This is a genomic window from Paenibacillus uliginis N3/975 (assembly GCF_900177425.1).
Lineage (GTDB): Bacteria > Bacillota > Bacilli > Paenibacillales > Paenibacillaceae > Paenibacillus_AQ > Paenibacillus_AQ uliginis.
In genome coordinates this window covers 379,509-391,713 of the sequence record NZ_LT840184.1, presented here as the reverse complement: position 1 = coordinate 391,713, position 12,205 = coordinate 379,509, and the positions used below count along the sequence as shown (strand labels likewise).

Below are 12,205 nucleotides of genomic sequence, written 5' to 3'. Positions count from 1 at the left end.
CACTCCTTCCTATGTCACATCAACAACCTGTAGTTTTTCTCAAATAAGCTTCTGCTACTTCCAAGTCTAACTCATCATCGATATCGATAGATCGACTTTTAGGCATTACATAACCGCAGTTTCTACATCCAACTAACGAGCTTTCTTCCATAAGAAGCCCTTTCTTTACGATATAAATAGCTCCATTTAAAACAAATATCTCTTCTAGATCTTGTCTCCTTAACCGTTCATCTTCTACAGACTGATACGGCCCCAAGAGTGTATCATCAAACTTCCTAAACAAATAAGGATGCTGCAATGCCGGCGACACACTTTGCAAGGAGTCAGCTTCATTCTGCAAGAATATGCTATAAGCCTCTTCGATATCGAAAGAGTTACGCAGTGGCGACGTAGGCTGAAGCAGAATAATATGTTCGTAAAAAACACCCTGATTCTCATAAAATTCAACAGCATGCTTTAGGACATCAATCGTTCTGGAGTGGTCCTCAGCTAATGCAGAAGGCCGAATAAAAGGAACCGTAGCTCCGGCTTCGACGGATACCTGAGCAATCTCCGTACAATCCGTCGAGACTACCGTTTGATCGATACGTCGACTACCCAAAGCAGCCTCAATTGTATATTGTATTAGCGGCTTTCCGTTAATCAATCGCAGGTTCTTGCGTGGTACCCCTTTAGATCCACCCCGAGCGGGAATAATCGCTAAACACTTATCTAGCTTCTTCATACGTTGCCTCTCTCGCAAATCCCAAGCCGTAATTTTCAAGCAACATCCGGATGTCAGCCGGATATATACGCGGTGCCGTCATGGATGAGTATTCCTGGCGGGGGGCTTTTTTAAAACCTTCATAATGAGGTTCTTTCGTCATAAAAGAAGAAGGAATAATGTACATTCTTTCATTCTCTAGAGCCCGCTCCGATTCCTCGAGTGTCATTAGTTCTTCATACATCTTCTCTCCGGGACGAATTCCCGTTTCAGTTACCTTTCCGGCATATCTATGGCCTGATGCCTCTTGGAATGATTCGATCATACACTTCGCAAGATCTGTTATTTTGAGAATCGGCATTTTTAGAACGAACACTTCGCCGCCCTGTGAATAATGTGCCGCATCGATAACAAGCTGAGCAGCCTGAGGAATAGACATCATAAACCGCGTCATGTCTTTATGCGTGACGGTTACCGGCTTTCCCTTTAAGATCTGCTCACGGAATAGCGGGATGACAGAGCCTCTCGACCCCATCACGTTACCAAATCTTACGCAAGAGAATACGGTTCGCTTGCTACCTTTATACAGACTGGCTGCAGAAATCAATCTTTCCGAAAGCAGCTTCGTCGCTCCCATGGTGTTAGTTGGGTTAACTACTTTATCCGTGCTGATGGCAATCACTTTTTCCACGTTGTTTTCAAGCGCTGCTTCGATGAGGTTCTGCACACCGATCACATTCGTTTTAACAGCTTCCATCGGATTATACTCGCAAGAAGGAACGTGCTTAAGCGCCGCGGCATGGAATATATAGTCCACCCCTTCCATTGCATAGCTCAGCCTCTGCTTGTCCCGGATATCGCCGATCAAGTGTCGAACATTATCAAATTCTTTGAGCTCTTGTTGCAGATTGAACTGCTTGCTTTCATCCCGGCTGAAAATTCTTAAAGCCTTCGGATTGTAAGTCAGTATATTCCGAACGATCTCGCTGCCGATCGATCCTGTTCCGCCGGTTACTAATACCACTTTATTCGTAAACATAATTACCTCCGTATATAAGACGTTAGAGAGTTGTTTGGAAGTCTGAAGTCAGTCTAATCCTTAAATCGAAGAAGCGATTCTGCAAACATATCTTCCAAATCAGGAATTCTATCATTGATCTCTGTAAGCAAACTACCGAGATTCTCGCAGATCAGATCTGTCTTACGAATAAGATTTTGTTCTGTAATGATGATTGGTAACAACTGATCAAATTTAGCGATTTGTAAGGGCAGAATAGATTCCACGATAGGTGCAAACCAACCTCTGTTCGCAATAGCGCCCCACATCTGTTCAATCAATTCTAATTCTCTTTGTGCTTTTATCGGTTTTATTCGACTTAACTCGCGCAGCTTATTCAAGTGATTCTTTATCAATTTAATCTCTGAACGTACATTTAACAGGTCCAGAAGAGTTAGTTCTAGTTTTTCTTTAAAATAAAGCATTCGACTATTGTCTACGATGTGATGATTGTTTTCAATCCAATCACCTATTGCATCTGATTCGACCCTTTCAGATTGTAACTGCTCATATAGCTCATCTATCGGCTTGAATGGTGCCCCTTCAATGGCGGCTCCATTGCGACTAGTGTTAATAAATTCAACTTTTGGAAGTCCCGTAATTAGATTCTCAATTCCATCTTTCATCAATAGAAAACTATCATCAGTGGGATTATACGTCCCTTTCACATTAAGCACTTTCTTATGTGCAGTCTGTACTTTTTCATCCGTATTATCTGAAGAAAAGTGCTCAATTCCATCTGTATAAAACTTTTGGTCCGGAAAGGAGAGGTCTTGCCCTGCCAGAACAATTCTTTTAGCACCAAGGCATGCAGCAGCCTGAATGGCTGTTCCTGCTACAGTTGCCGATGGAGATATAAAGAGTTGTTCCCGACTGTACTCTAACAAATATTGAGATACAGCATCACTCTTCATGATACTATGAATTTTTTGAGTGTGTTTTAAATCAGATATTTCATAATAAGAAGACGATGTAAACAGAAGAGGTGCTTCAAGTGATTCTGGGGTTGAAAATATCCGTTTGTTAATTGGGTGCCCATCCATAATAACTATTAGATGGGGACGAATACCATGCTTAATTAGTGCCTGTATACTCGAACCGGCTGCAATAATAAGAGCATGAGGATGTAATTTTTTCAAGTACTCTATATCTTCCTGTAGAGATGGTCCTGACGAAACAATAACTGCAGTACTTCCCTCAAAGGAATAAAAAAGTTGCTCAATCGATGGAGTATTAAGTATATCAGTTACATGGTACAAATAATTCCGAGTCCATTCCTCTCGGAAACGATGCTCCGTATGCTTATTAGAATAGAATGTGTCTCTGTATTCCATAAACTTTTGTTTAATGCCGCGTAGAATATCCATATCATTTTCTAGATAATGTCGTAACGCTACAAAAACCATTTCATCCTGCATGTAACTACAAACCATATGAAACAGCATGTTTAATTGCGACTCACCCACGGATAACCAGTAAAAATTTGGATGTTCTAATATAAATGAAATATCGTATTCAGATAGGGTTTCAAGAAAAAGATTTTCGTCAGGCTCATACACAAAAAACCAGCAATCCGGATACCGATCAAGCAGATCTGCTATACTAAATCCTCTTCCAAATCCATATACAAAAACGATTTTACAGTCATTTAACGAGGACTCAACAGCCTGTAGCCAGGCTGAGTCCCTATCGATCATTTCTACATATAAACTTGATTCAGTTGGATGGGAATTTTGTATAATATCCATCTTCGTTCTAACATGGGGAAACCTCTGTTTTAGCGAACTATAGTTTACTTGTAAGTTAGACATGAAGATACCACCAATCCAAAATTAAAATTGTTCTCTATAATATATCGGACTTATTGTTGAGGGAATGAACCTTTTCATAAAAAAACCCCCCTCAATTCAAAAAATGCCCCCTTTAAATTCTAAGGCTTCTCCCGAGAGAGCGGCCCCTTTGAATTCAAAAGTAGGCATTATTATATTGCTAAAAAATAGAGTACTCATTCATTTCTTATGATCTATAAACAAACTATCGTAGGTATAAGCATGCTGATATGCATTCTGTTGTACTCGGATGGACTCTCTCTTCTCCATCCAGTTACCCGCTTCCTGTTTCAGAGCGTGCATTTGCTCAAGGATCTCAGGGTCATGGTCTATTATTGCTCGAATTTTCTGTTTATCAGTGTCGTTCATTATAGAGCGGTAAGGCTCCAACTGCTCCACAATATTTTGCCTTTTACTCACAAACTGCTCAAAATCCTCTTCATCCATATTCAACAAATTATCGATCACCGTATTGGTTATATGCTCCAATTCATCTAGCAACTGATTTAATTCGCTATCACCCTTCATACTCCACCACCAAAACCTGGTGCCTTACTTGCTTCAATCCAAGCCTCACGCAAATCAGATAAGTGTTCCAATACCTCCTGTGCAGGGAGGACCGATTTTTTCACATTGGCCTCTATCAACTGATTTAGTATATATTCGTAGATTCGCACCAAGTCATATGATATAGGATAATCGAAGTTTAATGAAGAAATAAGCTCATGTACAATGGCTTGTGCCTTGCACAGGTTATTGTTGGATTTCTCAACATTATGTTCCTCAATACCCTCGATTCCAGAACGGACAAAGCGAATTGCTCCATCATAAAGCATGATTAGAAGTTTAGGTTTGGATGCAGTCTGAGCCTGTATTTGCTGATATTTTTGATAGGGTGAGTTAATCAATTGTAAAACCTCCCTTAAGACATGAAACTCGCGAGACTTGATGATTGATTGTTATATCTGTTAATAGCTGTTTCCATTGCAGTAAACTTTTTAAAATAATTCGTTTCAATCCTATTCAGACGGCTCGTCATGTCACTTATTCGTCGTTCAAGACTCGTCAATTGCTCCCCCATCGAGCTCGTACTTAAAAACGTAGAACTCAAATCACTACTTACCCGAGATGTACCGGCTGTATCTGCCATCTTTTGTAGACTAACATTTGTTATTTTCTTTAATTTAGCAAATACCCCGTCCTGAGATGTATATACATTTGTTAACAAATTGGCAGGATCCTGCTTACCAAAAAAATTGTTAACAATGTCTGGATCCTTCTCAAGTGCTGAACGGAGTTTGTCCTGATCCAGAATCAATTTTCCCTTAGTGTCATATGTCCCTGTTGTAATGCCTAGTTCAGAAAGCATTAAGGGTTTGTTTATACCGTTCTCTACCCTACCGATATCCACACCCTGAAGCATAGCCGTACGCATTTCAGAAATGGTATCTTGTAGAATGCTATCATTTCTAAGCATCCCACTTTTCGCCTTTGAGGTCCACAATTTCGCTTCTTCATCACTCATTGCAGCCCTTTCTTCAGTGCTAAGTGGAGTGTATTTTTTATAACGTTCTTCGCTCACCTTACTGTTCAGTGTAGTTAAAACATCATTATACGCATCTACAAAACTTTGAACTGTCTCAACGAGTTTATCTGTATCCTTAGAAACCTCAACTCGGGTTACTTGTCCATTAGTTGGGGCCTTGAGTGTTATAGCTACTCCATTTAGATCAAATGTATTAGAGGACTTAGTGATGGCCAAACCATTAACCGTTAAAGCAGCGTCCACACCCGCGGTGGATTTTAATTTGAATGCACTCGATATCTCTGTCGCTATTTCAATCTCATTTGAACCCGTTGTTTTACTTGTCAGAGACAAACCTGAGTTTTTATCATAGAGAGCAGTGACACCCGCTTCTTTACTATTGTTTATTTTTTGTACAAAAGAATCGATCGTATCCGTAGCTGTAACTTCAATGTCAACATTTCCTATTTTTACAAATCCTGCACTGATATTTAATTTGGAATCAGATAGTAATGTAGAACCATCCATATCAAATGGAATCACTTTTCCATCTGCATCTTTATCTAGAACAGTCACTGACCGAGAAGCTGTAGCAAGTCTCTCCACCGTAATATCGAGAACACCGCTGGCAGAAGATGAGGCAACAGCAGACAATGATTCCGTATTACCGGTTACCGTTGCCTTTTGAGCACTGATGGAACTGCTCATGGATAGTTTTGATAATTTATCTTGGAGAAACGACACCAACTTCGTACTTGTTTCACGATAACTCTCGCGTTTCCACTCCATTAACTGTTTCTGCTGATTCAATTTATCAAGCGGCTTTCGTTCAGCCGTCATCAATTTCTTAACCATTGCATCAATATCCATACCTGATGCAAGACCACCGATTCTGGTTACCATGCTTTCATCTCCTTATATCTTCTTATCGACAATAATACCGGTGATCTCCATCATTTTGGCTGCCAGATCTAAAATTTTCTCGGGCGGCACTTCACGAATAAGATCGCCTGTCTCTTTATTCATAACTTTAATCATAATAGCATTCGTTTTTTCATGAATAGAAAATTCGAGTGTTCTTGGAGGGCCCTGAATAGCATCAATAGCCTTTTGCAGTTGCTGAACAGTGTCTTCTAATGTTTGTTGTTGCTTGTTACCTCCTGCAAGTGCTGTCGCCTGTGCAGCAAGTTGACCGTTCTCGTTATCCACCGCTATATCTCGCTTATGTAAATTTGTCTGTGGAATTGCTGGAACATTCCCAGTGTTGGACGATATCATCGGGTTCATATCATATAAACCTCCACTTATAGTTTTAATAAACTTCAGCGAGTCTAATCAGAGTTGTCTTGTACTGCTACTATCTTATATATCGGTCAATTATGTATTATTTTTATGGTAAACAAATAAAAAGTAAAAAAGACCCTGCCGTGAGCAGGATCTTTTGAAAAATCAATCTATGTCCAGTATTAACGAAGCAGGGACAAAACGCCTTGTGGAGCAGAGTTAGCTTGCGCAAGCATGGATTGGGAAGCTTGCAACAAGATGTTGTTTTTAGACAGGTTAACCATTTCTTTTGCCATATCGGTATCACGGATACGGGATTCGGAAGCAGTCAGGTTCTCAACAGTTGTACCCAAGTTATTGGAAGTGTACTCCAGACGGTTTTGTACAGCACCCAATTGAGCACGTTGCTTAGCTACTGCTTCAATTGCAGAAGTAGCACTTGCAAGTGTTACTGCAGAAGTCAAACCTTTAAAGCCAGCAGAACTAATACCATTAATAGTGATTTGGAAAGCATCATCGTCAGCTTGGATTGCAACCGAGCCACCAGAGATATTAATTCCGTTAAATTTTGTGTTTGTAAGGATACTGTCGATTTGTGCGCCCAGTTGTCCAAGCTCAGCTTTGATGTTGGATTTATCGCTATTGCTGTAAGTTCCATTTTCTTGCTGTACGCTCAGTTCTTTAATACGAGTCAACATGGAGCTAACTTCGTTCATAGCACCCTCAGCTGTTTGTGCGAAAGAGATACCGTCTTGAACGTTACGTTGTGCTTGCTCTAGACCGCGGATTTGACCGCGCATTTTTTCGGAAATCGAAAGACCAGCAGCATCGTCAGCTGCACGGTTAATGCGAAGACCAGAAGACAATTTCTCCATGTTCTTGCTTGCTGCATTCGTGTTCAGACCCATGTTACGGTGTGTGTTCAAAGCTGGTACGTTATGATTGATAATCATTGTTTGTTTCCTCCCTGAAATAGTTTTAATTCCCACATCCTTGTGGTATGAGCGTCTTCACAGGTCGGCCGCCCTGAAGAATTACCGCTCTATTATATATATCGTCAGGAAGGAGCAACTTTTAATAGCAAAGTTTACTTTTTTTAATTTTTATTTTTTTGGTCTACCATCTTTATTAAAGCGTTCATGCCAGCCTGTGTAGGAGTCGCAGACTCTTGGTTAGATTCCTGGATTGAGAGATACACTTCCTCACGGAAAATATCAACCTGTTTGGGAGCCTTGACCCCGATACGAACCGTTTCCCCCTCTACACTGAGAACGGTGACCTCAATCTGATCCTGAATAACGATGGATTCCCCTACTTTACGTGAGAGTACCAGCATTGCTTAAACACCGTCCCTTCCATTCTCATCAACAGAATCGTTCCATAGACGATGGCTTGTACGATATGGCACTCCTTGAAGCACAACTTGTTTACCTAACCTTTGTTGAGGATTGAACACCAGCGGGGCAAGTAGATTTATACTGGACTCTTCGATCTTCTCTCTTACCGTAATAATACACTTCACAGATATCGCATCATCAATACAAAGTTCTTCTGCATCAGTATCAGGTAAATCAAATTCATAGTCAGGATAAAAAAGAAAGGGATCTGCCATAACAAACGTGAGATGCTTTTGCTTCAAGGACTGCATATATACAAACGGGCTGTCCTCTTCATCAATAAGAGCAAATTGATGCTCTTCCTCAAACCCTGGTATTCCCTTGGGAAAATTGTAGATTTGGCTTTCTGGCGTATCCAATTCCCCCCACATCGACGTATGAATAATCATATACACCACTCCAATCCTAAATAAATTAAAAGAAAGCTATAGATAGACTTACCGCCATCTACAGCTTCCTAAGCTTTACACACCAAATTTCTATTAATGGTTATCTCAGGAAATCAACTAATGAGGGTTGAATAATTTTAGCACCTGCTGATAGAGATGCGTTATAAATATTCTCTTGAATTTTGGAGCGCATAATCAACTCTCCAAAATCAGCATCCTCCGTTTTAGCCTGAAGCTCCGTTAAATTAAGCTCAAGATCTCCTAATCGATTCTCCATCAACTCAATTCGGTTCGTCTTCGCGCCCACTTCAGCACGCATACTAAGCAGGCGGTCCATACTTGACTCAATATTAGCTAGTTCTGCACTAACTTCGTCATGTTTACCGTCCTTAAGAGCTTGGGAAACACGGTCCATTATAACAAAGACATTGTCATTTCCACTACCAAAAACGTCACTACCTGTCACGTTAATACCGATTTTAACATTTTCACCCACCAAGTATTCAACAGCACCTTGATCAGTGGTAGTAGCACCCGCTGTAGACGTATCCAGAGATCCATCTGGATTCTTCGGAAAACCATACGGCATCTTGTCGTATTGCTGTCCATTAAACACATATTTTCCGTTTAGTCTGCTGTTTGCTATATCAACGAGTTGCTCCTTCAACTGGGAGACTTCCTGACTAATACTGTCTAATCCAGATTGTGGGTTGGTCTCCGTAGAGGCCTGGACAACCAGGGCCTTCAATCTATTTAATACATCTCCAGCCTGATTCATGGTACTATCACTAAAATCCAACCAAGATACGGCATTATCCACATTCTTCTGGTACTGCTCGTTGGATGAAAGCTCTCCACGGTAACGCAGTGAATATGTGATTCCAACCGGATCATCAGATGGCTTATTAAGCTTACGACCAGTCGATGCCTGCAGTTGTGTTTCATTCATCCGCTGAGCATTCCTGTTTAGGTTCAACATCAACTGGCTGCTCATCATATTTGTGGTGACTCTTAACATAATTAAATACCTTCCTTCCTCATTATCTTCCTACCACGCCAGTGGAATTGATCAACTTGTCTAGCAACTGGTCAAAAGTCGTCAAGAAACGGGAGGCCGCACTATAGGCGTGTTGGAATTTAATCATATTGGTCATCTCTTCGTCCAAGGAAACACCGCTGACAGACATGCGGCGGGTCTCAACCTGTGAAACTAGGGTATAAGAGTTCTCAGTCTGGCGATAACTCTCCTGTGTTTGGACACCTAATTGTCCAACCATCGATCTGAACAGTCCGTCAATAGTCGAGCTGCTTGTACCACCTAGTATTGTAAACGGAGAATCCTTAAGATTTGTCAGCAGCTTAGCCAGATCATTATTCCCGTTGATTACAGAATTCCCGTCTGAAGAGAGCCTCATGGAAGTAGCAATTTTATCGGGATTATCCGAAATAACCTGGTTTAGACGAATATTACCCGCCGTAATGGTAGAGCCACCATCTACTGCCGTAAAAAACGGCACCCCTTTGTCAGTGGAACCATCCATCGTATATCCAAGCTGATGAAGGCCGTTAAAACCTTTTACAGTCGTAGAGACATCTTTGTTCAGTACAGCACCTTTAGGCATAGGCTGGCCTGCTGGTAAAGTGCTGACCTGTCCATTGATTTTAACTTCCGCGTCGGAGGTTAGGATTGTCCCTTCTGGAGGCATCGCTCCTGCTGGGAGTGTAACCTCAACATCCCCGTTAACAAGTGTATTCGCGAGCGAGTTGATCTGATTCCGATAATCCTCCACGAGTGTATCCTTTGAGATAATCATTCCGTGGACTTCTCCGCCCTTAAGATCACCACTTGCAAAAGCTGTAGTCAGGAACGCACCGTCAACGGTTACGGTCACCGCTTCGCCTTCTACAAGATTTTGTCCGCCAAGGGATACATTGTATCCTCCCTCGCCATCCGTTACCGTGATGTCCATAATTTTGGACAGCTTATCGGCCATCAGATCGCGTTGGTCGCGGAGATCGTTTGCCTGATCACCCATTTGTTCGATCCGGTTAATCGTCTTATTTAAGTCAGCAATCGTTGTTAAGTACCCTTGGGCTTCCCTAGCCTTAACATCGATATTGGAATTCAAATCCTTACTCAAATTATCTAGCTGAGTACTCATATGATTGAGTGCGTCAGTCAAGGCCTCAGCCGTTTGCTTCACGATTTTGCGTGCAGTCGGGTCATCGGGGCTTTTAGACAGCTCAGACCATGAGTTCCAGAACTTATCCATAACTTTGCGGATACCGCTGTCGGAAGGCTCATTTATAATCGCCTCCAGCTTGTCCAGCGTGTCATATTGTATGTTCCAGCTGCCGAACGAACTGTTCTCACCGCGGAACTGATCATCCAAAAACATCTCCCGGATACGATCAATACTAGTGAACTCAACGCCTGTACCCATCTGTCCAGCGATAGTGGAACGTGACAAACCGTAGGCTTCCATTGGAATGGACGCTTGCATCTTCACCACTTGACGGGAGTAGCCTTCCGTATTGGCATTAGCAATATTATGACCTGTCGTTCCGAGTGCGGCTGTTTGTGTAAACAGGCTCCGCTTGGCCGTTTCTAATGAATGAAATGTAGATCGCATGACAAAATCCTCCTGTTTACGCTCGGGTATCGAACAGGCCCGGCCGTCCTGTGCTGCCGCCTTTGTCAGACGGGTGATGATATGTGACCTCGTCTTGTGATGATTTTCCAGTCAGCATGTCGAGGGAGAAATCGATGAAATCGAGTGATTGCACCAGCAACTGCTGATTCAGATCATTTTTCTCCTTCAGCGCAAGAAGCGTGCGGGACAAACGGGACTGAACATCCAGCAGCTTCACTTTTTCCTCCGGATCAAATACAAGCCGCGCAAGCTCTGTCAGTGTTAACTCCAACTGTGACTTGACTCCGCGGCTCTGCAAAAAAGTATACGCGGCTTCGATGCGCTCCTTCTCCAGCTGCTCAATCGTCTTCATTCCTTTAGACTCTCGATTCAGCAACTGGACGACAGCATCCACATCGTTCTTCGTAATGGCCTGCTTCTTAGCGTCAGCCACAGCTAGCATGTCGTTATATACCATTTCTAGCCGCTGCAGGGAATCAATTAATACCTGTACTGTCATATCAGACACCCTTAGCTCTCAGGAAACTGCTTAAAATAAGGCAGCAGCTTCTCCGCAAGTTTATCGGCACTCACTTGGTAAGTCCCCGAGGAGACCTGTTCTTTCAGGGATTGAATCTTCTCTATGCGCGCCGGATCGCCAGCACGTTCCTGAGCCTGAAGCATCTCCTTCGCTTCCGTTGAAATAGACACCTCGTCCTTGCGACGAGTCTTATTGTGTTGTTCCTGTCGGTGGGCCTCCATATTTCGTTGGTACGAGTGGACAGCGCCAACGCGTCCGGTTTCGTTAATCTTCATAACGCTCACCTTCCTTTTATATAGAAAAAACCTGTACATACATTCTACAAAAGACTTAGAATAATGTGAAAAAACCGATAACCTTTACTAAGATTATCGGTCGGGAATGAAACATAGTTAATAGTTCGATTGTAGCGTTTTAGTATTTGCGTAATTTGTCAACTGCTCTATAGGTATGATCGTCCTTCTTACTTTGACTGTCGTTTCCGGATTGGTCATCCGCAGCAACGCTTCTTAATTCCTTCGTCAGCCGTATTCTGCACGATTCACACATATTGCTCTCACGTATCAGCGTTCCGCAAACCTCGCAGGGATACGACAAATTCGGTGCGTTAGCAATAGAAATCCGCCCTTCACGAATAAACTTTGTGATCTGGCGAATCGTAACTCCTGTCGCTTCGGATACTTCATGGATTGTAGCACCCTTCGTATCTCGTAAATATTGAGCGCAATCCTGGTACTCTACCTCAATGCCTTTCAAACAGTCAGAACACATATCCCGGAAGTTCAGCGCATACAATTTGCCGCACCGAGGACAATTCCCCAAGTTCATACTAACCGCCCTCCATGAC

15 protein-coding genes are annotated in these 12,205 nt (G+C 42.3%); all 15 read right to left on the bottom strand.

Annotated features, from left to right (window positions below):
• Positions 1-19: 19 nt before the first annotated feature.
• The gene (locus B9N86_RS01750; RefSeq protein WP_208917499.1) at positions 20-724 is read right to left on the bottom strand and encodes an acylneuraminate cytidylyltransferase family protein; all 705 of its coding nucleotides are present in this window, start codon (positions 722-724) and stop codon (positions 20-22) included.
• Complete coding sequence (locus B9N86_RS01745) at positions 708-1,742, bottom strand: UDP-N-acetylglucosamine 4,6-dehydratase family protein (protein ID WP_208917498.1); 1,035 nt, start codon at positions 1,740-1,742, stop codon at positions 708-710. Before B9N86_RS01745 ends, B9N86_RS01750 begins: the two co-directional genes overlap by 17 nt.
• 53 nt (positions 1,743-1,795) lie before the next feature.
• Positions 1,796-3,571 (bottom strand): motility associated factor glycosyltransferase family protein, encoded by a 1,776-nt coding sequence (locus B9N86_RS01740; protein WP_208917497.1) that lies wholly within the window; start codon positions 3,569-3,571, stop codon positions 1,796-1,798.
• 198 nt (positions 3,572-3,769) lie between these two features.
• Complete coding sequence (fliT, locus tag B9N86_RS01735; protein WP_208917496.1) at positions 3,770-4,117, bottom strand: flagellar protein FliT; 348 nt, start codon at positions 4,115-4,117, stop codon at positions 3,770-3,772.
• Positions 4,114-4,497 (bottom strand): flagellar export chaperone FliS, encoded by a 384-nt coding sequence (gene fliS / locus B9N86_RS01730; protein ID WP_208917495.1) that lies wholly within the window; start codon positions 4,495-4,497, stop codon positions 4,114-4,116. Before fliS ends, fliT begins: the two co-directional genes overlap by 4 nt.
• Positions 4,498-4,511: 14 nt before the next feature.
• Positions 4,512-6,017 carry a flagellar filament capping protein FliD gene (gene fliD / locus B9N86_RS01725; protein WP_208917494.1) on the bottom strand — a complete coding sequence of 502 codons (1,506 nt, stop codon included), beginning with the start codon at positions 6,015-6,017 and terminating at the stop codon, positions 4,512-4,514.
• Positions 6,018-6,029: 12 nt separating this feature from the next.
• The gene (locus B9N86_RS01720) at positions 6,030-6,401 is read right to left on the bottom strand and encodes a flagellar protein FlaG (RefSeq protein ID WP_208917493.1); all 372 of its coding nucleotides are present in this window, start codon (positions 6,399-6,401) and stop codon (positions 6,030-6,032) included.
• Positions 6,402-6,580: 179 nt separating this feature from the next.
• Positions 6,581-7,351: a flagellin N-terminal helical domain-containing protein gene (locus B9N86_RS01715; RefSeq protein ID WP_208917492.1), complete on the bottom strand. Its 771-nt coding sequence runs from the start codon at positions 7,349-7,351 to the stop codon at positions 6,581-6,583.
• 143 nt (positions 7,352-7,494) lie between these two features.
• A complete protein-coding gene (csrA, locus tag B9N86_RS01710; protein ID WP_208917491.1) occupies positions 7,495-7,734 on the bottom strand; it encodes a carbon storage regulator CsrA in 240 nt (79 codons plus the stop codon).
• A 3-nt stretch (positions 7,735-7,737) separates the two neighbouring features.
• On the bottom strand, positions 7,738-8,184 hold the full coding sequence (locus tag B9N86_RS01705) for a flagellar assembly protein FliW (RefSeq protein ID WP_208917490.1): 447 nt from the start codon (positions 8,182-8,184) through the stop codon (positions 7,738-7,740).
• A gap of 100 nt (positions 8,185-8,284) precedes the next feature.
• Positions 8,285-9,202 carry a flagellar hook-associated protein FlgL gene (gene flgL, locus B9N86_RS01700; RefSeq protein WP_208917489.1) on the bottom strand — a complete coding sequence of 306 codons (918 nt, stop codon included), beginning with the start codon at positions 9,200-9,202 and terminating at the stop codon, positions 8,285-8,287.
• A gap of 22 nt (positions 9,203-9,224) precedes the next feature.
• On the bottom strand, positions 9,225-10,817 hold the full coding sequence (gene flgK / locus B9N86_RS01695; protein ID WP_208917488.1) for a flagellar hook-associated protein FlgK: 1,593 nt from the start codon (positions 10,815-10,817) through the stop codon (positions 9,225-9,227).
• Positions 10,818-10,833: 16 nt separating this feature from the next.
• Positions 10,834-11,337 carry a flagellar protein FlgN gene (locus B9N86_RS01690; protein ID WP_208917487.1) on the bottom strand — a complete coding sequence of 168 codons (504 nt, stop codon included), beginning with the start codon at positions 11,335-11,337 and terminating at the stop codon, positions 10,834-10,836.
• 11 nt (positions 11,338-11,348) lie between these two features.
• Positions 11,349-11,633 (bottom strand): flagellar biosynthesis anti-sigma factor FlgM, encoded by a 285-nt coding sequence (gene flgM / locus B9N86_RS01685; protein ID WP_208917486.1) that lies wholly within the window; start codon positions 11,631-11,633, stop codon positions 11,349-11,351.
• A gap of 139 nt (positions 11,634-11,772) precedes the next feature.
• On the bottom strand, positions 11,773-12,186 hold the full coding sequence (locus B9N86_RS01680; RefSeq protein WP_208917485.1) for a TIGR03826 family flagellar region protein: 414 nt from the start codon (positions 12,184-12,186) through the stop codon (positions 11,773-11,775).
• Positions 12,187-12,205 lie beyond the last annotated feature (19 nt).